The sequence below is a fragment of the Dyella kyungheensis genome, from assembly GCF_016905005.1.
Classification (GTDB): Bacteria; Pseudomonadota; Gammaproteobacteria; order Xanthomonadales; family Rhodanobacteraceae; genus Dyella; species Dyella kyungheensis.
In genome coordinates, this window is the sequence record NZ_JADIKC010000012.1 from 85,699 (window position 1) to 108,295 (window position 22,597).

25 protein-coding genes are annotated in these 22,597 nt (G+C 66.2%); 16 read left to right on the top strand and 9 right to left on the bottom strand.

The window, feature by feature from the left end; all coding sequences use genetic code 11:
- The first annotated feature begins 30 nt into the window (after positions 1–30).
- The 4 genes from ubiA to ISP20_RS20220 all read left to right on the top strand — a co-directional run bounded on the left by ubiA (position 31) and on the right by ISP20_RS20220 (position 3,460).
- Positions 31–1,050, top strand: a complete 1,020-nt coding sequence (gene ubiA / locus ISP20_RS20205; RefSeq protein WP_239536219.1) for a 4-hydroxybenzoate octaprenyltransferase — start codon at positions 31–33, stop codon at positions 1,048–1,050.
- Positions 1,051–1,259: 209 nt separating this feature from the next.
- Positions 1,260–1,688: a YciI family protein gene (locus ISP20_RS20210; protein ID WP_204637946.1), complete on the top strand. Its 429-nt coding sequence runs from the start codon at positions 1,260–1,262 to the stop codon at positions 1,686–1,688.
- A gap of 21 nt (positions 1,689–1,709) precedes the next feature.
- Positions 1,710–2,132 (top strand): VOC family protein, encoded by a 423-nt coding sequence (locus tag ISP20_RS20215; protein ID WP_204637947.1) that lies wholly within the window; start codon positions 1,710–1,712, stop codon positions 2,130–2,132.
- A gap of 62 nt (positions 2,133–2,194) precedes the next feature.
- Positions 2,195–3,460: an RNA polymerase sigma factor gene (locus ISP20_RS20220; RefSeq protein WP_204637948.1), complete on the top strand. Its 1,266-nt coding sequence runs from the start codon at positions 2,195–2,197 to the stop codon at positions 3,458–3,460.
- Here the strand turns inward: ISP20_RS20220 and ISP20_RS20225 are convergent.
- Complete coding sequence (locus ISP20_RS20225; protein ID WP_204637949.1) at positions 3,457–3,873, bottom strand: hypothetical protein; 417 nt, start codon at positions 3,871–3,873, stop codon at positions 3,457–3,459. The genes ISP20_RS20220 and ISP20_RS20225 overlap by 4 nt on opposite strands.
- A gap of 201 nt (positions 3,874–4,074) precedes the next feature.
- On the opposite strand from ISP20_RS20225, the gene ISP20_RS20230 reads away from it, so the two are divergent.
- Positions 4,075–4,911 (top strand): DoxX family protein, encoded by an 837-nt coding sequence (locus ISP20_RS20230; protein WP_204637950.1) that lies wholly within the window; start codon positions 4,075–4,077, stop codon positions 4,909–4,911.
- Here ISP20_RS20230 and ISP20_RS20235 read toward each other — a convergent pair.
- Positions 4,908–5,255, bottom strand: a complete 348-nt coding sequence (locus ISP20_RS20235) for a carboxymuconolactone decarboxylase family protein (protein WP_204637951.1) — start codon at positions 5,253–5,255, stop codon at positions 4,908–4,910. The genes ISP20_RS20230 and ISP20_RS20235 overlap by 4 nt on opposite strands.
- Positions 5,256–5,456: 201 nt before the next feature.
- Between ISP20_RS20235 and ISP20_RS20240 the strand changes: the two genes are divergently transcribed.
- Entirely contained in the window at positions 5,457–6,074 is a 618-nt protein-coding gene (locus ISP20_RS20240; protein WP_204637952.1) for a PAS domain-containing protein, read from the top strand.
- A 24-nt stretch (positions 6,075–6,098) separates the two neighbouring features.
- Here the strand turns inward: ISP20_RS20240 and ISP20_RS20245 are convergent, their stop codons facing one another.
- Together ISP20_RS20245 and ISP20_RS20250 are read right to left on the bottom strand one after the other, a co-directional pair.
- On the bottom strand, positions 6,099–6,821 hold the full coding sequence (locus ISP20_RS20245; RefSeq protein WP_204637953.1) for a ComF family protein: 723 nt from the start codon (positions 6,819–6,821) through the stop codon (positions 6,099–6,101).
- A 12-nt stretch (positions 6,822–6,833) separates the two neighbouring features.
- Positions 6,834–7,040, bottom strand: coding sequence for a hypothetical protein (locus ISP20_RS20250; RefSeq protein ID WP_204637954.1), 207 nt, complete (start codon positions 7,038–7,040; stop codon positions 6,834–6,836).
- Between the two features lie 143 nt (positions 7,041–7,183).
- On the opposite strand from ISP20_RS20250, the gene bioB reads away from it, so the two are divergent.
- The 6 genes from bioB (at position 7,184) to ISP20_RS20280 (ending at position 12,754) form a co-directional block, all read left to right on the top strand.
- Positions 7,184–8,188: a biotin synthase BioB gene (gene bioB / locus ISP20_RS20255; protein WP_204637955.1), complete on the top strand. Its 1,005-nt coding sequence runs from the start codon at positions 7,184–7,186 to the stop codon at positions 8,186–8,188.
- A 126-nt stretch (positions 8,189–8,314) separates the two neighbouring features.
- Entirely contained in the window at positions 8,315–9,493 is a 1,179-nt protein-coding gene (gene bioF / locus ISP20_RS20260) for an 8-amino-7-oxononanoate synthase (RefSeq protein WP_204637956.1), read from the top strand.
- A 29-nt stretch (positions 9,494–9,522) separates the two neighbouring features.
- On the top strand, positions 9,523–10,398 hold the full coding sequence (locus tag ISP20_RS20265) for a sulfurtransferase (RefSeq protein WP_204637957.1): 876 nt from the start codon (positions 9,523–9,525) through the stop codon (positions 10,396–10,398).
- The gene (gene bioH, locus ISP20_RS20270) at positions 10,395–11,165 is read left to right on the top strand and encodes a pimeloyl-ACP methyl ester esterase BioH (protein ID WP_204637958.1); all 771 of its coding nucleotides are present in this window, start codon (positions 10,395–10,397) and stop codon (positions 11,163–11,165) included. The genes ISP20_RS20265 and bioH overlap by 4 nt, the downstream gene beginning before the upstream one ends.
- The gene (gene bioC / locus ISP20_RS20275) at positions 11,162–12,043 is read left to right on the top strand and encodes a malonyl-ACP O-methyltransferase BioC (protein ID WP_204637959.1); all 882 of its coding nucleotides are present in this window, start codon (positions 11,162–11,164) and stop codon (positions 12,041–12,043) included. The genes bioH and bioC overlap by 4 nt, the downstream gene beginning before the upstream one ends.
- Positions 12,044–12,274: 231 nt before the next feature.
- Complete coding sequence (locus ISP20_RS20280) at positions 12,275–12,754, top strand: hypothetical protein (RefSeq protein ID WP_204637960.1); 480 nt, start codon at positions 12,275–12,277, stop codon at positions 12,752–12,754.
- A gap of 71 nt (positions 12,755–12,825) precedes the next feature.
- Here the strand turns inward: ISP20_RS20280 and ISP20_RS20285 are convergent, their stop codons facing one another.
- Both ISP20_RS20285 and ISP20_RS20290 read right to left on the bottom strand, forming a co-directional pair.
- Entirely contained in the window at positions 12,826–13,398 is a 573-nt protein-coding gene (locus tag ISP20_RS20285) for a DNA-3-methyladenine glycosylase I (RefSeq protein ID WP_204638034.1), read from the bottom strand.
- Complete coding sequence (locus ISP20_RS20290) at positions 13,398–13,775, bottom strand: hypothetical protein (RefSeq protein ID WP_204637961.1); 378 nt, start codon at positions 13,773–13,775, stop codon at positions 13,398–13,400. The genes ISP20_RS20285 and ISP20_RS20290 overlap by 1 nt, the downstream gene beginning before the upstream one ends.
- A 108-nt stretch (positions 13,776–13,883) precedes the next feature.
- On the opposite strand from ISP20_RS20290, the gene ISP20_RS20295 reads away from it, so the two are divergent.
- Together ISP20_RS20295 and ISP20_RS20300 are read left to right on the top strand one after the other, a co-directional pair.
- Positions 13,884–14,780, top strand: coding sequence for a DMT family transporter (locus ISP20_RS20295; RefSeq protein WP_204637962.1), 897 nt, complete (start codon positions 13,884–13,886; stop codon positions 14,778–14,780).
- 33 nt (positions 14,781–14,813) lie between these two features.
- Complete coding sequence (locus ISP20_RS20300; RefSeq protein ID WP_204637964.1) at positions 14,814–15,026, top strand: alkylphosphonate utilization protein; 213 nt, start codon at positions 14,814–14,816, stop codon at positions 15,024–15,026.
- Between the two features lie 83 nt (positions 15,027–15,109).
- Here the strand turns inward: ISP20_RS20300 and ISP20_RS20305 are convergent, their stop codons facing one another.
- Positions 15,110–16,075, bottom strand: a complete 966-nt coding sequence (locus ISP20_RS20305; RefSeq protein ID WP_204637966.1) for a pyridoxal-phosphate dependent enzyme — start codon at positions 16,073–16,075, stop codon at positions 15,110–15,112.
- Positions 16,072–17,076 (bottom strand): aldose 1-epimerase, encoded by a 1,005-nt coding sequence (locus ISP20_RS20310; RefSeq protein ID WP_204637967.1) that lies wholly within the window; start codon positions 17,074–17,076, stop codon positions 16,072–16,074. The genes ISP20_RS20305 and ISP20_RS20310 overlap by 4 nt, the downstream gene beginning before the upstream one ends.
- Positions 17,077–17,145: 69 nt before the next feature.
- On the opposite strand from ISP20_RS20310, the gene pepN reads away from it, so the two are divergent.
- Positions 17,146–19,803 (top strand): aminopeptidase N, encoded by a 2,658-nt coding sequence (pepN, locus tag ISP20_RS20315; RefSeq protein ID WP_204637968.1) that lies wholly within the window; start codon positions 17,146–17,148, stop codon positions 19,801–19,803.
- A gap of 124 nt (positions 19,804–19,927) precedes the next feature.
- Here pepN and ISP20_RS20320 read toward each other — a convergent pair whose 3' ends face one another.
- Positions 19,928–20,113 carry a hypothetical protein gene (locus tag ISP20_RS20320; protein WP_204637970.1) on the bottom strand — a complete coding sequence of 62 codons (186 nt, stop codon included), beginning with the start codon at positions 20,111–20,113 and terminating at the stop codon, positions 19,928–19,930.
- Between the two features lie 573 nt (positions 20,114–20,686).
- Here ISP20_RS20320 and mnmG point away from each other — a divergent pair.
- Entirely contained in the window at positions 20,687–22,564 is a 1,878-nt protein-coding gene (gene mnmG / locus ISP20_RS20325) for a tRNA uridine-5-carboxymethylaminomethyl(34) synthesis enzyme MnmG (RefSeq protein ID WP_204637971.1), read from the top strand.
- The last annotated feature ends 33 nt before the right edge of the window (positions 22,565–22,597 follow it).

Genomic DNA, 22,597 nt, shown 5'->3' on the forward strand with positions numbered 1-22,597 from the left:
CGTCGCGGTAGGCCACGCTACACTGGATGGATGGCTCCTACTTCCCGCAAGCGCCAGCGGCGCAACCTGCCGACCACCAGTACGCCGCGTCCGCGTCCCGGCGCCAAGCCCGCGCGCACCGCGCAGCCGGCGGACAGTTCCTCCCGCGCCACCCGCGTGCTCGACTGGCTGCTGACGCGGCTGCCGGCGCCTTATCGCAGCAAGGCCCGCGACTACCTCGTGCTGACCCGCATGGATCGCCCGATCGGCGCCCTGCTGCTGCTGTGGCCGACCTGGTGGGCGTTGTGGCTGGCGGCCTCGGACTTTCCGCCGGTGAAGCTGCTGGTGATCTTTACGCTGGGCGTGTTCTCGATGCGCGCAGCCGGTTGCGCCATCAACGACTTCGCCGACCGCAAGCTCGATCCGCAGGTAGAACGCACTGCCGGGCGACCCATCGCGGCTGGACGGGTGACGCCGCGCGAGGCGCTGATCGTGTTCGCCAGCCTGCTGGTGTTTTCCTTCGTGCTGGTGCTGTTCACCAACAAGCTCACCATCTGGCTGTCGTTCGCGGGCGCGGCGCTGGCCGCGGTCTATCCGTTCACCAAGCGCTATACGCATCTGCCGCAGGTGGTGCTGGGCGCGGCGTTCGGCTGGGCGATCCCGATGGCATTCGCCGCCGTGATGAACACGGTGCCGCCAGTGGGCTGGCTGCTGTTCATCGCGAACATCATCTGGTCGGTGGTGTACGACACCCAGTACGCGATGGTCGACCGCGACGAGGACATCGAGGCGGGCGCCAAGTCCACCGCGATCCTGTTTGGCGATGCCGACCTACCGATCCTCGGCATCCTGATGGCCACCTTCCTGCTGGCCATGGTGTTCGTGGGCCAGCGCGCCACGCTGGGCTGGCCGTATTGGCTGAGCCTGCTGGCGGCGGCCGGCCTGTTCGGCTGGCAACTGTGGCGCATCCGCGGCCACGACCGCGCCGCCTGCCTGTGGGCCTTCCGCAACAACAACTGGCTGGGCATGGCGGTGTGGATCGGCATCGTGCTGGCACTGGCGTTCCGCTGACCCCTTCCCTCCTGTGGGAGCGCACCCTGTGCGCGACAACCGATCGCCTCGCGGCCGGGTTGTCGCGCACAGAGTGCGCTCCCACAAGGGAATCTCCACGTCGTCTACAAGTTCGACCTCCTACCCTGTCGATTCCCCCCAGGCTCGTTCGTCGTGTGCATGAGAGCCGCCTTCCGGTGGCCACGATTCGACCGACAGGAGTGACGACAATGCGATTCATAGCCATGGTCAGGGCCACCGGCGCTTCCGAGGCCGGCGAGATGCCGAGCGAGAAGCTGCTCACCGAGATGACCCGCTTCAACGAGGAACTGGTCAAGGCCGGCGTGATGCTGGCCGGCGAAGGCCTGCATCCCAGCAGCCGCGGCGCGCGCGTGCGCTATGAAGGCGACCGGCGCACCGTCATCGACGGTCCCTTTGCGGAAACCAGGGAGCTGATCGCCGGCTTCTGGCTGCTGCAGCTGAATTCGCTGGACGAAGCCGTCGAGTGGATGAAACGCGCACCCAACCCGTTCGAGAACGGCGTCTCGGAGATCGAGATCCGCCGCGTGTTCGAAGCCGAGGATTTCGGCGACGCGTTCACGCCCGAGGCACGGGAACTCGAAGCCCAGCAGCGCGCCCGCATCGGCGATGTGCGCTGAAACCGCCAGGAGATCCGAGCCATGCTCATCCAGCCTTATCTGTTCTTCGACGGCCGCTGCGAGGAAGCCCTCGCCTTCTACGGCAAGGCCGTCGGCGCACAGGTACAGAACCTGATCCGCTTCAAGGACAGCCCCGAACAGCCCGGTGACCAGGCCGCCGGCCCGCGTCCGCCCGACGGCGAGAAGATCATGCATGCGTCGATGAAGATCGGCGAATCGCTGGTCAACGCCTCCGACGGCGAATGCGGCGGCACGCCGGAATTCCGCGGTTTCTCGCTGGTGATCAACGCCAAGGACGACAGCGAAGCCAGGCGCTCGTTCGAGGCCTTGCTGGAAGGCGGCGGCGAGGCGTCCATGCCGTTGTCGAAGACCTACTTCGCGTCGAGCTTCGGCATGTTGCGCGATCGTTTCGGCGTGCACTGGATGGTGATGTCACCGCCGTGACGGGGGGCGCGTGGTGCGCACGAACTTGCGCGGCTCCACGCGTGGTGTTGTGATCGGAGACCATGACGGCCTCCGACATCCATCGCACCATCGACGCGGTCTGGCGCATCGAATCGCCACGACTTATCGCCGGCCTCGCCCGCATCGTCCGCGACGTCGGCGTGGCCGAGGAACTGGCGCAGGACGCGCTGGTCACGGCGCTTGAACAATGGCCGCAGACAGGCGTGCCCCGCAATCCGGGGGCCTGGCTGATGACCACCGCCAAGCACCGTGCCATCGACCAGATGCGACGCCATGCCTTGCATCGACGCAAGGAAGGCGAACTGACGCGCGAGATCGAAGACCAGCTGGAACAATCCGCGGGGGACCCGGATGCCATGCTCGACAATCCGGTCGGCGACGACCTGCTCAGCCTGATCTTCACGGCATGCCATCCGGTGTTGTCCACCGAGGCGCGTGTCGCGCTGACGCTGCGCCTGCTCGGCGGCCTCACCACTGCGGAAATCGCGCGTGCCTTCCTGGTGCCCGAGCCCACGGTGGCGCAGCGCATCGTACGCGCCAAGCGCACGCTCAGCGAAGCGCAGGTGCCGTTCGAAGTGCCGCGCGGCGATGAGCTCGCCGTGCGCCTCGCCTCCGTGCTGGAGGTGGTCTATCTCATCTTCAACGAAGGCTACGCCGCCACCTCCGGCCGGGACTGGATGCGTCCGGCGCTGTGCGAGGAAGCACTGCGGCTGGGCCGCGTGCTGGCCGGACTCGCGCCGCTCGAAGCGGAAGTGCACGGGCTGGTGGCGCTGATGGAGATCCAGGCTTCACGCATGGCGGCGCGCCAGGGGCCGAAGGGCGAACTCACCCTGTTGAACAAGCAGAACCGCGCACGCTGGGACCAGCTGCTGATCAGGCGCGGCCTCGCCGCTTTGCAACGCGCCGAAGCGCTGGGCGGCAATGCGCGGCCGTATACCTTGCAGGCCGCCATCGCGGCCTGCCATGCACGCGCACGCAGCGCGGACGAAACCGACTGGCCGCGCATCGCCGCGCTGTACGACACACTCGCCCGCTGCATGCCATCGCCCGTCGTCGCACTCAATCGTGCGGTGGCGCATGCGCAGGCATTCGGTCCGGAGGTCGGCCTGTCGCTGGTGGATGCACTGCGCGACGAACCGTTGCTTCGCCACTATCACCTGCTGCCGAGCGTACGCGGCGACCTGCTCGGCAAACTGGGCCGGCACGACGAGGCGTGCGAGGAATTCGAACGCGCCGCCTCGCTCACGCGCAACGAACGCGAGCGCGAATTCCTGTTGCAGCGTGCCGCCGCCAGCCGCGCGGCCTAGCGGTCGCCCATCCGCTTCGCGCGATAGGCCGCGAGACTGGGCACCTCGCCATAGAGGGTTTCGACGAACGCATTGCGCTCATGCCACATCACTTCCATGTCCCACAGGCAGAACGAATAGCGCGCGAGATCCTCGACCCAGCCTGAGGCATCCTGCGCCGCCACGGCAATGAACATCTCGTTGTCGTTGCCCCACCAGCCCAGCACCAGATAGCGCGCCTTCGCCGCTTCGTGGCAAATGGCGAAGGCCGGCGTGGTCGACCAGGGGATGGCCCGTGCCTGTTTCATGGCTGCCAGGCGCGGCAGATAGGGCGCGATGGCGACCGCATCGTCGCTGGCGGAAATCGTGTAGAGCTTGATGCCGTCGGCATCCGTGTCGGCGGGCAGGCTGACGATGGGGCGTGGGCGATACATGGCATTCCTTCCTTTCAGCGCGGTCGAACGAGCGGCGGCTGCGGCATCGCATCATCGCATTCGATTGCGCCGCGATGCATCAGCCGATCTAATGGCCCGGCCGCTGCCCTCGGCGCTGGCCATCTCATCCAACGGCCGCATCCTGGCCGGCTTCGCATCGAATCGCTGTTCCCCTGTCCGTCCATCGTGAAGGAGCAAGGCATGGAGCGTTCGTACCGGTCATCGGCTACCGCCCTGGGTGGCGAGGCATTGAACTCCTTCGGCGCCGCGTCGCTGGCGCCCGCACGTCTGTCGCAGTCGTTCCTTGCCCTGAGCATGATCGCGCTGGGCGTGCTCGGCCTCATCTATGGCGACGTTGCCCTCGTCTGGCAGCACCTGCCGATCGAACACATGCCCGGTGCGCGTCCCGTGGCCTACGCCTTCGCGCTGATCGAACTCGCCGCCGGCATCGGCTTGCTGTTGCCAATCACGGCAAGACCGGCCTCGGCGCTGCTGGTGGCGTTCATGCTGGTATGGGTGGTGCTGCTGAAGCTGCCCGCCGTGTTGGTGGTGCCATCGATGGAAGCCACCTGGCTGGGCTTTGGCGAGATCGCGGTGATACTCGCGGGAGCATGGGTGCTGTTCGCCTGCCTGCTCGGCGACCGCGGCGACGTGCTGCGCCATCTGGCCGGCCGGCGCGGCGTGCGTGCGGCGCGGGTGCTGTTTGCGTTGTCGCTGCCGATGATCGGACTGTCTCATTTCGTTTACAGCGAGCAGACCGTGGCGCTGGTGCCTGCATGGTTGCCGTACCCGCTGGGCTGGGCCTATTTCACCGGCGCTTGCAGCATCGCCACCTGCCTGGCGGTGCTGTTCGGCGTGCTGCCGCAACTGGCCGCACGACTGGAAGCGGCGATGCTGGCGATCATCACCGCGCTGGTGTGGATACCGGCCATCGTCGCAACACCCACCGACCGCACCGCGTGGACGGCACTGGTGATTTCCGCCGCCATCGCCAGCGGCGCCTGGGTGGTGGGCGATTCCTATCGATCGGTGCCTTAGGAATGCTCTGACTGATAACCGTGCACGGCATCGAGCACGCGCGCCGAATACACCAGCGCCGCGCCCGCGTTCATGGCCACGGCCACGCCGAGCGCCTCGGCGATTTCGTCCTGCGTGGCGCCCTGCTTGAGCGCTTCGGCCGTATGCACGGTGATGCAGCCGTCGCAGCGCGTGGTCACCGCCACCGCCAGCGAAATCAACTCACGCGTCTTGGCATCGAGATGCCCGGTCTTGCTGCCGGCGCCGGACAGCGTCTGGTAGCCAGCCACCGTGTCGGGACTCAGCTTGGCGATCTCGCCAATGCGGCCGAGCAGTTGTTTGCGGTATTCGGGCCAGTTCAGCATGACGCTTCTCCAGGGGATACAACGCGTCGATGCTGCGCCGCTTGCCGCACGACGTGAATACGCCAATGGTTTAATGCTGGACGGCCCGCCTCTTGCAGGTACAGTGCTAGCTGTAACGGTATGTATGCAGGGCTTGGAATGACCGACCGGTTCTGCTCGAATCTGATCTGCCTGTGCAGCAGGTGACTGAGGAAAGTAGCAATGCATGAAGCTGGGTTTGAAGGCGCCTTGTTCGCATCCATCAGCCTCTCTCCAATCGCGACATTGGTGACCAACCCGCGTTTGCCGGACAACCCGATCGTTTGCGTCAATGCGGCGTTCTGCACGCTCACCGGTTACCCGGAACGCGAGATCCTGGACCGCAACTGCCGTTTTCTGCAAGGCGCGGATACCGAGCCCACGCAGCGCACGGCGCTGCGCGAGGCCATCGAACACGGGCGTCCCGCGCTGGTGGTGCTCACCAATTACCGCAAGAACGGCACGCCGTTCCGCAACGCCGTGATGGTGGCGCCGTTGTTCGGTCCCGATGGCACCATCGAGTATTTCATCGGCTCGCAGATGGATATCACCGAGGCGCCCGACCGGTCGCAGAGCCTGCGCATCACGCATGCCTCGGCCCTGGTGAAAGCACTCACACCCCGCCAGAAGCAGGTGCTGGAATGCATGGCCCTCGGCCTGCGCAACAAGAAAATCGGCGAGCAGCTGGGCATCGAAGAGAAGACCGTGAAGATGCATCGCGCCAGCCTGCTCAAGCGACTGGGCGCCACCACCAGCGCCGACGCGATCCGCATCGCCATCGAGGCAGGCGTCCCGGGCTGATACCGCGCCTGTGCCCGGCCGCCGCTAGTGTTTCGCCGCCGGTGCACGGGCCAGCGCCCAGACGTCCACGCGCTGCACGCCGGCCCGCTTGAGCACGCGGGCACATTCGGCCAGCGTCGCACCGGTGGTCATGACGTCGTCGAGCAAGGCGACATGGGCCGGCCAGGTGACGGATGGACGTGTGCTGAAGGCAGCCCGCACGTTGCGTCGGCGGTCGAGTGCGCCGAGTTCGGTCTGCGCCGCGGTGCTGCGCAGGCGCTTCAGGGCATCGGCATGAATCGACACATCGAGGCAGCCAGCCAGCGGCTTGGCCAGCTCCAGCGCCTGGTTGTAGCCACGGGTACGCAGGCGGCCGAGATGCAACGGCACCGGTACCAGCCAGGTCGGCAGCTCCGGCGGTCGCGGCTCTCGCAACCACAGCGACGAAAGCACGCGCCCGGTGGCGAGATCGGCGCCGAACTTGAAGCGCGACTCCAGCCGATCCAGCGGCCATGCGTAGCGGAACGGCACCCAGGCCGCGTCCCATGGCGGCGGGCGGCGCTGGCATAGACCGCACAGCTCCGCCGGCTCTGGCAACGGCAACGCACAACGCGCGCAGCAGACCCGATTGCGTGGAAGTTCGGCGGCGCAGTCGCGGCAAAGATCCAGGCCGTGGTCACCCGCGGCGCCGCACAGCAGGCAGCGGTGCGGCAGCACGAAGCGTTGCAGTGCACCGAGCAGGGGGCGTATGACGGGGAGCGCATCCATGCGCATGCTCGATCAGACCTTCGGCTTGAACATCGCCGCGTCGAGGATCGACCACAGGTGGATGATCCAGCCCAGCCAGACGATCCACAGGATCGCCGCCAGCACGAACATCACCAGTGCAAGCCAGAAGCGCCCTTGCACCAGCTGACCCAGGCCGGGGATGAAGAAACTGCAGATGGCTGCGAGCACATTGCCCGTGCTGCCTTGTCCCGCGCTCATGCCAACGACTCCGCTTGGGTGATAACCCGATGGTAGCGGCAGCCATACGTTCGCGCATCGTCAACTCGCACAATTTTTCGGAAGTTGACAAGAAGAGACGCGCTGCCACACTTGTGGCCATCCCCCATCCCAGAGCTGTCGCCATGGCCTCACCCATCCGTCACGACTGGACGCGCGCCGAAGTGGCCGCGTTGTTCGCACTGCCGTTCAACGAGCTGCTGCACCGTGCCCATTCGGTGCACCGCGAACACCACGATCCGAACGCGGTGCAGGTATCCACCCTGCTCTCGATCAAGACCGGCGGTTGCCCGGAAGACTGCGCCTACTGCCCCCAGGCCGCCCGCTACGACACCGGCGTGCAGGCGCAGAAACTGATGAGCGTGGAAGCCGTGCTGGAACGCGCCAAGGCCGCCAAGGATGCCGGCGCCAGCCGCTTCTGCATGGGCGCCGCCTGGCGCAGCCCGAAAGACCGCGACGTGGCCAAGGTCGCCGAGATCGTGCGCGCGGTAAAGGGACTGGGCCTGGAAACCTGCGCCACCCTGGGCATGCTCAATGGCGAGCAGGCCAAGACGCTCAAGGGCGCGGGCCTGGACTTCTACAACCACAACCTGGACACCGCGCCGGAGTTCTACGGCGAGATCATCCACACGCGCCAGTACCAGGATCGCCTGGACACGCTGGAGAACGTGCGCGAAGCCGGCCTCAAGACCTGCTGCGGCGGCATCGTGGGCATGGGCGAAACGCGCGACCAGCGCGCCGGCCTGCTGCAGACCCTGGCCAACCTGCCGGAACATCCCGAATCGGTGCCGATCAACCAGCTGGTGCAGGTGGAAGGCACGCCGCTCAACGGCACCGAGGCGATCGATCCGTTCGACTTCGTGCGCACGATTGCCGTCGCCCGCATCATGATGCCGGCCTCGATGGTCCGCCTCTCCGCCGGCCGCCAGCAGATGGACGACGCCGTGCAGGCGCTGTGCTTCTTCGCCGGCGCCAATTCCATCTTCTACGGCGAGAAGCTGCTCACCACCGGCAACCCGGATGTGGAGCACGACCGCGCGCTGTTCAAGCGCCTGGACCTGCACGCGCTGGAAGTGGTGGAAACGTCGAGCACGGTGCACGCGGACATCGTGGAGCACTGCGCGGCTTGATGCGCCTCAGTCCCTGTGCGCGACGGGTCCGAAGCGCACACTGCATGACGCGACCACCGATGACAGAGATACATCACTGCTCTGCGGTCGCGCACAGGGTGCGCTCCCACAAGGTGATTCCAGCCGATGCGCACTGACCTGCTCACCCGCCTCGCCGCCCTCGCGCAACAGCGCGAACAGGCCGGCCTGCGTCGCCGCCTGCACACGGTGACGCGTGCCGACGGCATGTGGGTGGAACGCGATGGCCGGCGCCTGCTCTCCTTCTGCAGCAACGACTATCTCGGCCTTGCGCAGCATCCCTCGCTGATCGATGCACTCAAGCGCGCCGCCGACGAAAACGGCGTAGGCAGCGGTTCCGCGCATCTCATCAGCGGCCATCGTTCGGCGCACGCCGCGCTGGAAGAAGCGCTCGCCGCATGGACCGGCCGCGAACGCGCCCTGCTGTTCTCCACCGGCTACATGGCCAATCTCGGCGTGATGCAGGCACTGCTGCAGCGCGACGACCTCTGCGCGCAGGACAAACTCAACCACGCCTGCCTGCTCGACGGCGCCCAACTCGCCGGCTGCGAACTCAAGCGCTATCCGCACGCCGACGTGGAAGGCGCGGCACGCCAGCTTCGCACGCGTCCCGACGCCGCCGCACTGCTCGCCACCGACGGCGTGTTCAGCATGGACGGCGACATCGCACCGCTGGGCGAACTGGCTGCGCTGTGCCACCGCGAAAACGCCACCTTCATGGTCGATGATGCGCACGGCCTCGGCGTACTGGGTGCGCACGGCGAAGGCAGCGTGAGTGCGGCCGGACTGTCGCAGCACGACGTGCCCGTGCTGATGGCCACGCTGGGCAAGGCGTTGGGATGCAGCGGGGCGTTCGTGGCCGGCTCGGCTTCCCTGATCGATGGCCTGGTGCAGGCCGCGCGTACCTATATCTACACCACTGCCATGCCGCCCGCCCTGGCCGCCGCCACGCTGGCCGCCGTGCGGCTGGCGCAATCGGAAACCTGGCGGCGCGACCAACTGCAGGCGCTGATCGCACGCTTCCGCGCGGGCGCCGCTCAGCTTGGCCTGCCGCTGATGCCCTCATCCACCGCCATCCAACCGTTGCTGCTGGGCGACGCCCAGGCCGCACTGGCGGCATCCGAGACCCTGCAACAGCAGGGCTTCCTGGTCACCGCCATCCGCCCGCCCACGGTGCCGCCAGGCAAGGCGCGCCTGCGCATCACGCTGTCGGCCGCCCACCAGGAAGGCCAGGTGGATCGGCTGCTGGAGGCGCTGTCCCGGCTCCCGGCGGTCGGCCCCGTATAATGGCGGTCTTGCCGTACCCCTTCCCCGCCATGCCCATCATCAATCTTTCCGCCTATCGCTTCGTCAGCCTGCACGACCTGCCGGAGCTGCGCGAGCGCATTCGCGAGCGCTGCGAGGCGCTTGAACTCAAGGGCACCATCCTGCTGGCGCCCGAGGGCATCAACCTGTTCCTGGCCGGTCCACGCGGGCCCATCGATGCGTTCATGGACTGGCTGCGCAGCGATGCGCGCTTTGCCGGGCTGGAGCCGAAGGAGTCGATCTCCGACGAGGTGCCGTTCGGCCGCATGCGCGTGCGCCTGAAGAAGGAGATCATCACCATGCGCATGCCCACCATCCGCCCCGAAGGCGGACGTGCGCCGTCGGTCGCACCCGCCACGCTGCAACGCTGGCTGGCGCAGGGCCACGACGACCATGGTCGCGAAGTGGTGCTGCTCGACACTCGCAACGACTACGAAACCGACGTGGGCGTGTTCCACAACGCGGTGGACTATCGCATCGGCAGCTTCACCGAATTCCCCGGCGCGCTTGCCGCCGATCGCGCACGCTACGAGAACAAGACGGTGGTGTCGTATTGCACCGGCGGCATCCGTTGCGAGAAGGCGGTGCTGCACATGCAGGACATCGGCATGGAGCACGTGTTCCAGCTGGAGGGCGGCATCCTGAAATACTTCGAGGAAACCGATGGCGCCCATTGGCGCGGCGAGTGTTTCGTGTTCGACGAGCGCGGCGCGGTGGACAAGGGCTTGGCGCCTTCGCCCCTTCTCCCCTCCGGGGAGAAGGCTGGGATGAGGGGCCAATCTAGCGAAATGGCCACGCTAGAGCGCGCTCCGTTCAACCCGTCCGCAAGCACCCGCCCCTCACCCCAACCCTCTCCCCAAAGGGGAGAGGGAGCACAGCGCGAATGACGCTCCACATCGAAACCCACGGCCACGGCGACATCCCCGTGGTGATCCTGCACGGCTGGGCCATGCATGGCGGCATGATGGAACCGCTGTGCGACGTGCTGGCCGATCGCTGCACGCTGCATGTGGTCGATCTTCCGGGTCACGGCTACTCGCGTGACAGCACCCTGCCGCTCGAACCTTCCGCCTGCGCCGAAGCGATTGCGCGGATGACGCCGCCGGCGATCTGGATAGGCTGGTCGCTGGGCGGATTGATCGCGATGACGGCAGCACTGGAGCACCCGCAACACGCTCGCGCGCTCGGCGTCATCGACGGCACGCCGAAGTTCTCGCGCAGCGACGACTGGCCGCACGGCAGCGACCCGAAACTGGTGCGCCAACTCGCCACCGATCTGGAAACCGACTACCACGGCACGCTGGAGCGCTTCATCGCCCTCGAAGCGATGGGCAGCCGCGATCCGATGGCCGAAGTGCGCCACCTGCGCAGCCTGATCTTCCAGCGTGGCGAACCCGATCTGCGCGTCCTGCAGGAAGGCATCCGCATCCTGGAAGTCACCGACCGCCGCGCCGAACTGGCCACGCTGTCCGTGCCCAATGCGTGGATCGTCGGCCGTCGCGACCGCATCGTGCCGCCGCCCGCGATGGCCTGGTCGGCCGAGCAGGCACACGGCAGCTATGTGGAAATCGCCCACGCGGGTCACGCACCTTTCTTCGGCTACGCGGGCGACGTCGCCAACGCACTGGCGCCGCTGCTGGACAGCTTTCGATGACCGACTCGCATTTCGACCGCCAGCAGGTACGCCGCAATTTCGGCCGGGCGGCCAACACCTATGAGCAGCACGACGCCCTGCAACGCGAAGTGCAGTCGCTGCTGCTCGAGCGTCTGGGTTTCTATCTGGAAACCCCGGAGCGCGTGATCGACGTGGGCGCTGGCACCGGTCGCGGCGCGGCATTGCTGCGCAAGCAGTATCCGAAGGCGCAAGTGATCGCGATGGACCTGGCGCTGCCAATGCTGCGCGCCGCCAAGAAGCACAGCAGCTGGCTGAAACCCTTCCAGCGCGTGTGCGCCGAAGCGACGTCGCTGCCGCTGCCCGATCACAGCGTCGACGTGCTGCATTCCAACCTGTGCTTCCAGTGGATCGACGATCTGCCGGCACTGTTCGGCGAATGCGTGCGCGTGCTCAAACCCGGCGGCCTGCTGGTGTTCTCCACCTTTGGCCCCGATACGCTGAAGGAATTGCGCGCTGCCTGGGCCGAAGCCGATCAGCAGCCGCACGTGAGCCGCTTCCTCGACATGCACGACCTGGGCGACGCGATGATCAGCGCCGGCCTGCGCGATCCCGTGCTCGACGTGGACCGCTACACGCTCACCTACAGCGAGCCGCGCATGCTGCTCAAGGAACTGCAGGGCCTGGGCGCCACCAACGCCGACCGCGAACGCGAGCGCCACCTGCTGGGCAAACAGCATTACCAGCGCATGCTGGCGGCTTACGAAACGATGCGCGTCGACGGCCGCATTCCCGCCACGTGGGAAGTGGTCACCGCGCATGCATGGGGTCCGCCGCCGGGGCAATCGCGGCGCATCGCGGGCGGCGGCGAGATCGCAAGTTTTTCCGTCGACAGCCTGCGCGGCACGCGTCGACGCTGATCTCGTCGATGGGCCCTCCGGAAGAGAGGCTGTCGGATGACATTACTTTCGATATAAGCACCTCGCTTTCCGAAATCAGGTTCGCTAGATTGCTCGCGGCCGCCGGGGGGCGGCCGTGCTGCGCGGGTGCGAAGCTTGCGTCCGTGCGTGATCTCAGAACAGGGGAAAAGCGTGAAAAGGATTCGACTCGCTCTTTTGGGCGTGGTGTTCGCTGTGTCTGGCTGCTCCACCATGACGCCCGCACGGTATTCCGTATCGGTCGACAACGACATGATTCTCAAGGGCTACCAAGGCAAGACGGTGAGCCTCGCGTCCCTGGATGCTCCCGCAGACTACGATGCGAATTGCCGCTTGATGGGTCCCATCAAGGCTTCCGACGGCGTCACGATTCCGGAGTTCGTGCGCAAGGCCTTCAACGATGAGTTCAAGTTCGCCGGCGTCTACGGCGACGGCAGCGCTGTTCTGAACGGGCGCATGGACAAGATCGCTTTCTCTTCCAGCGCCGGCTTGACCAGTGGCTGGTGGGATCTGTCGCTGACGCTGAAATCCAACAATGGGCAATCGCTTGCCGTCGAGAACAAGTACGAGTTCAAGAGCGGTTTCGACGCCATTACCGCCTGCAATCAGACCGCCCAGGCGCTCGGACCGGCCGTGCAGGACCTGATCAAGAAAGCGATCTCCGATCCGCGCTTCAAGACGCTCATGAACTGATCGACCGGCTGACGGAGGTCCGAGCGACCTCCGTCAGGCTGCGCGCGCCCGATAGTGAGGCACGCGGCTTATCACACCTGCTTGTAGCGAAAGCAACTCACCACATGGTCATTAACCATGCCGGTGGCCTGCATGAAGGCATAGCAGATGGTCGTGCCGACGAAGCGGAAGCCGCGCTTCTTCAGATCCTTGCTCATGCGGTCCGACAGCGGCGTGCTGGCGGGCACGTCGCCCTGGCCGGTCCACTTGTTGCGGATGGGCTTGCCGTCGACGAACGACCACAGGTAGCGATCGAGGCTGCCGAACTCTTCGATGACCTTGAGTGCCGCGAGAGCGTTGTCGCGCGTGGAGTAGACCTTGAGCCGGTTGCGCACGATGCCGGGATCGAGCAGCGCCTTCTCCAGTTCGCGCTCCTTCATCGCGGCGACGCGCTTGATCTCGAAGTCGTGGAAGACGCGGCGGTAGTTGTCGCGCTTGAGCAGGATGGTGCGCCACGACAGGCCGGCCTGCGCACCTTCCAGGCAGAGGAACTCGAATAGCGCCTGGTCGTCATGCAGCGGCGTACCCCACTCGGTGTCGTGGTAGTCGTGCATGTCTTCACTGTTGCCCCAGGGGCAGCGCTGTTTCAAGATCGCCGTTGCCATCATTGCGGTTCTTCCGCTACGGCGAGCTTGGCACCGCGTCGCGCATAGAAGCCCAAAGCGGCACCAACCAGCGCCATCGCCACACCGGGACCCAACCTGTACGAATACACAGGCCAGTCGTAGAAATGAATCAGGTTGACGAGCATGAGGCCTGCCGCGATCAAGAACATCTTGCCACGCGTAGACCCTTTCACCAGCAACCGCATACTCGCCACTGCCAACAACAAGACACCAAGAATGATGTACAGGCCACGGAGCACAGACATTTCACCGGTTGGAATCACGGCACGTAATACCCGTCCAAGCGGCCACATGTCCGCGCATGCAGCGAGACCAAGACAGGCTATGAGACGACTCCAATCGGTTTTTCCAGTCATGTCCGTTCCACTGCATCGTTGCGGTGCGAAGCGTGACGCTATCCCACTCACACGCGCCAAACAAGGTCGCCATTTGAACGCTCAGCCGAATCTTGCAGGCATCATCACATGACCCCGCCTTCCGTCCCGCGCGGCGCCCTGCTGGCCCTGCTCGCCACCATCCTGATCTGGGCCTACAGCTGGATCGTGATGAAGCAGGTGCTGCAACACGCGGGGCCGTTCAACTTTTCCGCCCTCCGTTATTCGCTGGGAGCGCTCGTGTTGTTCAGCGCGTTGGTCGTAAGCCGGCAATCGCTGCGGCCGCCACCGCTGCTGCCCACTGTAGCCATCGGCCTGTGTCAGACCACCGCCTTCCAGGGCTTGGGACAACTGGCGCTGGAAACCGGAGGCGCAGGGCGTGTGGCCCTGTTGGCGTACACGATGCCGTTCTGGTCGGTGCTGCTGGCGTGGATGATCCTCGACGAGCGGCTGACCCGGCGCCGCTGGCTGGGCCTCGGGTTGGCGGCAATCGGACTGATCTGCATCATCGAACCCTGGCACGGCCTGGGCAGCACCGAGAGTACCCTGCTCGCGATATGCGCCGGCCTGGCCTGGGCGATGGGCACGGTGCTGAGCAAACGGGTGTTCGTACGCCACCAGCCCACGCCACTCAACCTCACCGCGTGGCAGATGCTGTTCGGTGCGCTGGCATTGATCGTGGTCGCGCTGTGCGTGCCGCAGCGTCCGTTCGAATGGACGAGGGACCTCATCGCCGGCCTTGCCTATAGCGTGATCATGGCATCGAGCATCGCCTGGGGCCTGTGGCTGATCGTGCTGCAGCGCCTGCCGACCGCCATCGCCAGCGTCGCCAGCCTGGGCGTGCCCATCGTCAGCGTGCTGCTGGCGTGGGCGATCCTGCACGAGCAGCCCAGCCGGATGGAAATCTTCGGTATCGTGTTCATCCTGCTCGGGCTGATCGCCGTAAGCGGCGTGCGCCTACGCAGCCTGCGCACCGCGCCCGGTTAACATGCGCGGTTTGCATCGCCCCGGAGGCACCCCATGAACGTCAAGGACAGCAACGGCGCCGTACTCGCCGACGGCGACTCGGTACAGGTGATCAAGGACCTCAAGGTCAAAGGCTCGTCCCAGACACTCAAGCGCGGCTCGATCTTCAAGTCGATCCGCGTGGACGAGGACAACCCGGAAGAAGTCGAATGCCGTGATGGGCGGTCGACGCTGGTGCTGAAGACCTGTTTCATCAAGAAGGTCTGAGGCGCTGCCGGCATAAAGAGGAACTGAGTCAAGATTGACCCCTCACCCCAACCCTCTCCCCGACGGGGAGAGGGAGAAAAGCGTCACCAGGGCAACGCCTCGATATCCACATTTCCCCCACTAAGAATCAACCCCACCCGCTTCCCCCGAAACACTTCAGGCCGCCGCAACACCGCCGCCAACACCGTCGCACTCGACGTCTCCACCACCAGCTTCAACTCGTTCCACAGCAACTTCATCGCAGCGACCACTTCGGCGTCGCTCACCGTGGTCACTTCCACGCGATGCATCCGCAGCACCTCGAAATTCGTCTCGCCGATCAACGTACGCAGCCCGTCGCAAATCGTGTCCGGCACGAACGGCCCCACGCGCGCGCCCGCCGCCAGCGAACGGGCAGCATCGTCCGCGCCCGTCGGTTCGGCGCCGTGAATCAGCAACTGCGGCGCCACCCCGTGTGCCGCGATGGACGTGCCCGCGATCAGGCCGCCGCCACCCACCGGTGTCACCACGATATCCACGCCGCCGCTCTGCTCCAGCAATTCCAGCACGGCCGTGCCCTGACCCGCCATCACGCGCGTATCGGAAAACGGATGCACCAGCTCCGCGTCCGTCGCGCGCTGCACTTCGTCGGCCTTCGCTTCGCGCGCGGCCTGGGTCGCCTCGCAGCGGTGCAGTATCGCTCCGGCACGCTCGATCGCTGCCAGCTTGGTGCGCACCGCGCCCTCGGGCACGATCACGTGGGCAGGAATGCCGCGCGTAGCGGCCGCCATGGCCAATGCGTTGCCATGGTTGCCGGAGGAGTGCGTCACCACGCCGCGCACGGCCTGTTCATCGTCCATCGACCAGACCGCGTTGCAGGCGCCGCGGAATTTGAATGCACCGCCGCGCTGCAGGTTTTCGCATTTGAAGTAGAGATCCGCACCGGTCAGCGCATTCAACACCGCGCTGCGCAGCACTGGCGTCACTACGGCATACGGCGCGATGCGCGCGGCGGCTTCCTGCACCTGTGCAAAGGTGGGCAGGGCGGCACGATTCAATGAAGCACTCATGGGCTCTCGATCTCCACGCCACAGGTAAAGCGGCGCTCGGCGCCGGGTTCAAGACGGATGGCGTCGGCGCAATCGGGGCGATTGAACGCATCGGACCAGCTTTCCATCGGTTCCAGCGCCACCGAGCGGCGGATATCGCGCGTCACCGTATCGGCCGTAAAGGCCAGCATGACGCCGGAGGGCTGCCATACCGCAATGGTCAAGCCGCTTTGCGGATCGCGCAGTCGCGTGCGTGCGCGACCATCGGTATCGCAGCGAAGATCGGCGAACGCGTGATTGAGTTCGCGCGGACCGATCGCCTGCATCCGGCGAAAATCCAGTTCCGGCGCCTGCTCCAGCGGCGCGCGTGCGCCTTCGCCGGCGATGGGGATGAACTGCTCGTCCGTGCGCACGACGCTGTCGGCCGGAATCTGCAGCTCCCAACCCTCGATGGGCGAATCGGCGAGACGGAAGTACGGATGCCAGCCGAAGAAACACGGTGCGGCGCGTTCGCCGACGTTGCGCATGACGACGTCCAGCGCGAGTCCGCCCGCATCGAGCGTGAAGCTCACCGCCAGGTCGATGGCAAAGGGATAGCCGGGGTGAACGCCAGGACGAATCGCCTGCGTGACGAAGGTGACGTGCGCGCCCTGGGCATCGGCGCGCAGGTCCGTGACGTCGAAATCCACGCCACGCACGAAGCCGTGGCGCGCCGCGCGCGAGGCGCCTTCGATGCCCGGCTGCAGATCGTGCGGCACGCCATCGAACACATAGCGGGCGTCGGCAATGCGATTGGCGAACGGCACCATGATCGCGTAGCGCGAACTCGGTCGGGTATCGAGCTCGCCGGCATCGCGATAGCCGTCGGCAATGTTGCGCACGCCCTCCGGCGACGGCACCTCGAAGCTCAGCACGGTGGCACCGCGTCGCGCGATGCGCACGCGCCGGCCCCGTGCCACGTCGGTCAGCACCACGATGCCGTGCTCGCCCACCTGCCCGCGTTCCGCAAGAAACTCCGCCATTGCCTTGTCCTGCTGGGAAAGGTCCGCATGTTAGCCTGACTCATCCCCCGCTTCCGCAGTTCCGGCCCCATGAGCAACCGCAACGACACCGCTTCCCCCCTGATCCGGCTCAGCGACTACCGGGCGCCGGCCTGGCGCGTAGGGAAGATCGAGCTGGCCTTCGATCTGGGCATCGATACCGCCGAGGTCACCTCGCGCCTTCATCTGCAACGCGATCCCGCGCAGGACGAAGCGCTGCGGCTGGATGGCGAAGGCCTGGAGCTGCTGTCGATCTCGCTGGACGGCGATGCGCTGCCCGACGACGCCTGGCGCTACGCGGACAACGTGCTGGAAGTGGATGGCGCGCGTGACGGCAGCGTGCTGGAGACGCGCGTGCGCGTGCGCCCGGCTGCCAACACCGCGCTGGAAGGCCTGTACCTGTCCGGCTCGCGCGAGGCCGGCTTCCTGTTGACGCAGTGCGAGGCCGAAGGCTTCCGCCACATCACCTTCTTCCCCGATCGCCCCGACGTGCTGGCGAGCTACACGGTGACGCTGCGCGCCGATCGCGCGCGCTTTCCCGTCTTGCTGGCCGGCGGCAATCCCGATGGCAGCGGCGAACTGGAAGGCGGCCGTCACTGGGCGCGCTTCGTCGATCCGCATCCCAAGCCCAGCTACCTGTTCGCGCTGGTGGCGGGACGCCTGCAGAAGATCGCCCACGACTACACCACCCATAGCGGCCGCAAGGTGCAGCTGGTGATCTGGGCCGAGCCCGACGCCATCGGCCAGTGCGGCTACGCCATGGATGCGCTGGAGCGCTCCATGCGCTGGGACGAGGAGACCTACGGCCGCGAATACGATCTCGATGTGTTCCACGTGGTCGCCACGCACGACTTCAACATGGGCGCGATGGAGAACAAGGGCCTCAACATCTTCAACGCGAAGTACCTGCTGGCCGATCCCGATTCGAGCACGGACGACGAGTACCGCGCGGTCGAGGCGGTGGTGGCGCACGAGTATTTCCACAACTGGAGCGGCAACCGCGTGACCTGCCGCGACTGGTTCCAGTTGTCGCTCAAGGAAGGGCTGACCGTGTTCCGCGAGCAGCAATTCTCGGCGGACATGAACTCCGCACCGCTCAAGCGCATCGAGGACGTGGCCTTGTTGCGTCGCGCGCAGTTCCCCGAAGATGCCGGCCCGCTGGCCCATCCGGTGCGTCCGGCGCAGTACAGCGAGATCAACAATTTCTACACCGCCACCGTCTACGAGAAGGGTTCGGAACTGGTGCGCATGGTGGCGGGCCATCTCGGGCGCGAAGGTTTCCGCCGCGGCATGGATCTGTATTTCTCGCGCAACGACGGCCGCGCGGCCACGCTGGAAGATTTTCTCGGCGCGCTCGGCGAAGCGAACGGCATCGATTTGATGCCCTACCTCGCCTGGTATGCGCAGGCCGGCACGCCGCGCCTGACCGCGCGCGGTCACTACGATGCCGCGCATCGCAGCTATACGCTCACGCTGTCGCAGCACACGCCGCCCACGCCCAACCAGCCGACCAAGCAGCCGCTGCCGATTCCGGTGAAGCTGGCGCTGTTCGATGGCGAGGGCCGCTTGATGCCGCTGCACCTGCCGGACGACAGCGCCGAGACATCGGGCGCCACCGAGCGCGTGATCGTGCTCGATCGCGCCGAGCAGTCGTTCGTGTTCCAGCAGGTGCCATCGGCGCCGGTGCCGTCGCTGCTGCGCGGTTTTTCCGCGCCGGTGATCCTCGAATGCGATTACTCGCCCGAGCAACTGGCCTTGTTGCTGCGTCACGACGTGGACGGCTTCAATCGCTGGGAAGCGGGCCAGCAGCTGGCGGCGCGCGCGTTCGACAATCTGCGCGACGGCAACGCCACGCAGGCGCTCGATGCCTGGTGCAATGCATTGGCCGCGCTGTTCGGCGAGGACGCCATCGACGACGCCCTGCTCGCCGACCTGCTCACGCCGCCGGGTGAAATCGAACTGGCCGAGCGCGAGCGCGTGGTGGATCCTTCGCACGTGCACGCCCTGCGCCTGAAGCTGCACGAGCACCTGGCGCTGCGCATCGGCCGCGAACCCCTGCAGCAGCGCTACGACGCGTTGGCTGCGCAAACCAATCTGCAGCTGGATGCCGCAAGCCAGGCACAGCGCCGCCTGAAGCGCCGCGTGCTGGAACTGATCGCCTCGATCGATCCGTGGAACGCACACACGCTCGCCACGCTGCAGTACGACAACGCGCCAAGCATGACGGACCGCCTCGCGGCGCTGTCGGTGCTGGTGCGCGGCAATGCCACGCAGGCGCATGCGGCGCTGCTGCACTTCCGCGAACGCTACGCCGACAATCCGCTGGCAATGGACAAGTGGTTCTCGGTGCAAACGCAGTTGCCGGCCGACGCCGTGATCGAACGCGTGCAGACACTGGAGCGCGATGGCGCCTTCACGCTGAAGAATCCCAATCGCGTCACCTCGTTGTTCGGCGCGTGGGCTCGCGGCAATCCCGACGGCTTCCATCGCCCCGACGGCAGCGGCTATCAGCTGCTGGCGCAGCGCCTGCACCAGCTCGATGCGCTCAATCCGCAGGTGGCCGCCCGCCTCGCCACCGCATTCAACGGCTGGCAGCGGCTGGAGCCGACGCGCCACGCGGCAGCACGCGCGGCCATCGAGTCGCTGGCGGCGCAACCCCAACTCTCGCGCAACCTCGGCGAGATCGTGCGCAGCATGCAGCACGGCTGAGGCGTACCCGCATAGAAAAACACCCGAGTGCGTCCCGTCCTTGGACGGGGCACCCGGGCGTAATGGGGTCTTGCGAGAGGATGAAACCTGATGAAGCGGTGTTGCCGGCCCGCGGACGCGGCGATCAGATCGCCAGCTGCGCCAGTTCGTCGCGCAAGCGGGTCATGCGCGAGAGCAGACGCGGGCGCAAGGCCTGGCGTTCGTTCTCGCTACGTTCTTCCAGATAGTCCATGGCCATTTCGACGCGGCCAAGTTCGATCAACAGATCGTGGTGCTGGTACACCGGTTGCAAATCGAAACTGTTATCCATGATCTGAGTCCCCCAAACCAATCGCCTTTTCCGGCATGGGAGACGAAGCAATGGGCGTGCCAGCAACGTGATCTTCATCACATTCATTTTGGCCGCGGATCACGGAATGACGCTGTACGTCATGAGGTGCCAAGACTCGGCACAAACGGGCGTTTTAGTCACTTCACGTTCACGCGCCAGGGGTAAATATTCAACCCACTAGCGCAGTGCAGTACTGCTGCCAGAACGCATTTCCGGTTTCTGGCGCCCGGCAACACGGTCATCCTGGATTCCCCCTGTTCCTGAGACCGCCGGGCGCCAGATCTTATTCAGAGCGCTTGCAGGCTGATTTCCCGCCTCATTCGAAGCTCAGAAAAAGGCGAAGGCGCCCCGAGGGGCGCCTTCTTGCTTCCTCTCCCCGGCACGCGATCGAACCCCTGTCGTTCGACCTCGGCGCGCGTTGACCGCGCAGCTTCTGCCCGTGGAAAGTGCGGGGAAATAAAAGCAGGAAGCGTGCCAACAACCGGAACGCCGCGGCGGAGTTACCATAAGCGTCCCATTGGGTCCAAATCTGCGCTTCCGGGGCAGTTTCCTATGTTTCACCCTGTTTCCTACGACGTCATCGTGATCGGTGGCGGCCACGCCGGTACCGAGGCTGCGCTCGCCGCGGCACGCGCGGGCGCGCGCACGCTGCTGCTGAGCCACAACATCGAAACGATCGGCCAGATGAGCTGCAACCCGGCCATCGGCGGCATCGGCAAAGGCCACCTGGTCAAGGAGATCGATGCGCTCGGCGGTGCCATGGCGCACGCAGCCGATCTCGCCGGCATCCAGTGGCGCACGCTCAATGCGTCCAAGGGCCCGGCCGTGCGCGCCACCCGGTGCCAGGCCGATCGCTCGCTCTACAAGGCCGCGATCCGGCGGATGGTGGAAACCCAGCCGAACCTGGAGCTGTTCCAGCAGGCGGTGGACGACCTGATCCTGGAAGGCGGCCGCGTCACCGGCGTGGTGACGCAGATGGGCCTGTCGTTCCGCGCCCGCAGCGTGGTGCTGACCGCCGGCACGTTCCTGGCGGGCAAGATCCATATTGGTCCCGCGCAGTACGCCGGCGGCCGCGCCGGCGATCCGCCGGCCAGCACGCTGGCCCAGAAGCTGCGCGAACTGCCAGTGGCGGCCGAGCGCCTGAAGACGGGCACGCCGCCCCGCATCGACCTGCGCAGCATCGATTTCAGCGGCCTGGAAGAACAGCCCGGCGACGATCCGGCGCCCGTGTTCTCGTACCTGGGGTCGCGTGACGAGCATCCGCGCCAGGTCAGCTGCTGGATCACCCACACCAGCGAGCACACGCACGAACTGATCCGCGGCTCGCTGGACCGCTCGCCGCTCTACAGCGGCCAGATCGAAGGCGTGGGCCCGCGCTATTGCCCGTCCATCGAGGACAAGGTGGTGCGCTTCGCCGAGAAGAGCTCGCACCAGATCTTCATCGAACCGGAAGGCCTGGATACCTTCGAGGTCTATCCGAACGGGATTTCCACCTCGCTGCCCTATGACGTGCAGCTGGCGCTGGTGCACTCGATCAAGGGCTTCGAGAAGGCGCACATCACGCGTCCCGGCTATGCCATCGAGTACGACTACTTCGATCCGCGCGGCCTGCATCCGTGGCTCGAGACCAAGACCATCCCCGGCCTGTATTTCGCCGGCCAGATCAACGGCACCACCGGCTACGAAGAGGCCGCGGCGCAGGGCCTGATCGCCGGCCTCAACGCCGCCCTGGCGGTGAAGGGCGAGACGCCGTGGTATCCGCGCCGCGACGAGGCGTATATCGGCGTGCTGATCGACGATCTCACCAGCAATGGCACCATCGAGCCGTATCGGATGTTCACCTCGCGGGCGGAATATCGCCTGCATCTGCGCGAGGACAACGCCGATCTGCGTCTTACCGAAACAGGCCATCGCCTGGGCGTGGTCCCGCAGGCCCGCTACGACGCCCTGCGTGCGAAACGCGACGCCGTGGAACGCGAGATGCAGCGTCTTGCCGCGATCTGGGCCGCGCCCGCCAATGCACTCGGCGCCAGCGTGGCGCAGACGCTCGGCATCACGCTGAGCCGCGAGACGAACGCGCTCGATCTGCTTCGCCGCCCCGAACTCGACTACGCCACCCTGACCACCGTCGATGGGCTTGGCCCCGCCGTGGACAACGCCAGCGTGGCCGAGCAGGTGGAAGTGCAGACCAAGTACGCCGGCTACCTGGAGCGCCAGCGCGAAGAGATCGAACGCCAGCGCCGCCACGAACAGACCGCGATTCCCAGCAGCTTCGACTACGACAAGGTGCGCGGCCTGTCGGCCGAAGTGCTGCTGAAGCTCAAGCGCGTGCTGCCCGAGACCGTGGGTCAGGCCGCACGCATCAGCGGCGTCACGCCCGCTGCCATTTCCCTGCTGCTGGTGCACCTCAAGCGCCGCGACGCGGCCTGATCCAAGGCCACCCAGCGGCCCAAGACATCGCTC

Coding starts and splice junctions, on each gene's coding strand:
- ubiA (WP_239536219.1), top strand. CDS start 31: ATGGCTCCTACTTCCCGCAAGCGCCAGCGGCGCAACCTGCCGACCACC.
- ISP20_RS20210 (WP_204637946.1), top strand. CDS start 1,260: ATGCGATTCATAGCCATGGTCAGGGCCACCGGCGCTTCCGAGGCCGGC.
- ISP20_RS20215 (WP_204637947.1), top strand. CDS start 1,710: ATGCTCATCCAGCCTTATCTGTTCTTCGACGGCCGCTGCGAGGAAGCC.
- ISP20_RS20220 (WP_204637948.1), top strand. CDS start 2,195: ATGACGGCCTCCGACATCCATCGCACCATCGACGCGGTCTGGCGCATC.
- ISP20_RS20225 (WP_204637949.1), bottom strand. CDS start 3,873: ATGTATCGCCCACGCCCCATCGTCAGCCTGCCCGCCGACACGGATGCC.
- ISP20_RS20230 (WP_204637950.1), top strand. CDS start 4,075: ATGGAGCGTTCGTACCGGTCATCGGCTACCGCCCTGGGTGGCGAGGCA.
- ISP20_RS20235 (WP_204637951.1), bottom strand. CDS start 5,255: ATGCTGAACTGGCCCGAATACCGCAAACAACTGCTCGGCCGCATTGGC.
- ISP20_RS20240 (WP_204637952.1), top strand. CDS start 5,457: ATGCATGAAGCTGGGTTTGAAGGCGCCTTGTTCGCATCCATCAGCCTC.
- ISP20_RS20245 (WP_204637953.1), bottom strand. CDS start 6,821: ATGGATGCGCTCCCCGTCATACGCCCCCTGCTCGGTGCACTGCAACGC.
- ISP20_RS20250 (WP_204637954.1), bottom strand. CDS start 7,040: ATGAGCGCGGGACAAGGCAGCACGGGCAATGTGCTCGCAGCCATCTGC.
- bioB (WP_204637955.1), top strand. CDS start 7,184: ATGGCCTCACCCATCCGTCACGACTGGACGCGCGCCGAAGTGGCCGCG.
- bioF (WP_204637956.1), top strand. CDS start 8,315: ATGCGCACTGACCTGCTCACCCGCCTCGCCGCCCTCGCGCAACAGCGC.
- ISP20_RS20265 (WP_204637957.1), top strand. CDS start 9,523: ATGCCCATCATCAATCTTTCCGCCTATCGCTTCGTCAGCCTGCACGAC.
- bioH (WP_204637958.1), top strand. CDS start 10,395: ATGACGCTCCACATCGAAACCCACGGCCACGGCGACATCCCCGTGGTG.
- bioC (WP_204637959.1), top strand. CDS start 11,162: ATGACCGACTCGCATTTCGACCGCCAGCAGGTACGCCGCAATTTCGGC.
- ISP20_RS20280 (WP_204637960.1), top strand. CDS start 12,275: ATGACGCCCGCACGGTATTCCGTATCGGTCGACAACGACATGATTCTC.
- ISP20_RS20285 (WP_204638034.1), bottom strand. CDS start 13,398: ATGGCAACGGCGATCTTGAAACAGCGCTGCCCCTGGGGCAACAGTGAA.
- ISP20_RS20290 (WP_204637961.1), bottom strand. CDS start 13,775: ATGACTGGAAAAACCGATTGGAGTCGTCTCATAGCCTGTCTTGGTCTC.
- ISP20_RS20295 (WP_204637962.1), top strand. CDS start 13,884: ATGACCCCGCCTTCCGTCCCGCGCGGCGCCCTGCTGGCCCTGCTCGCC.
- ISP20_RS20300 (WP_204637964.1), top strand. CDS start 14,814: ATGAACGTCAAGGACAGCAACGGCGCCGTACTCGCCGACGGCGACTCG.
- ISP20_RS20305 (WP_204637966.1), bottom strand. CDS start 16,075: ATGAGTGCTTCATTGAATCGTGCCGCCCTGCCCACCTTTGCACAGGTG.
- ISP20_RS20310 (WP_204637967.1), bottom strand. CDS start 17,076: ATGGCGGAGTTTCTTGCGGAACGCGGGCAGGTGGGCGAGCACGGCATC.
- pepN (WP_204637968.1), top strand. CDS start 17,146: ATGAGCAACCGCAACGACACCGCTTCCCCCCTGATCCGGCTCAGCGAC.
- ISP20_RS20320 (WP_204637970.1), bottom strand. CDS start 20,113: ATGGATAACAGTTTCGATTTGCAACCGGTGTACCAGCACCACGATCTG.
- mnmG (WP_204637971.1), top strand. CDS start 20,687: ATGTTTCACCCTGTTTCCTACGACGTCATCGTGATCGGTGGCGGCCAC.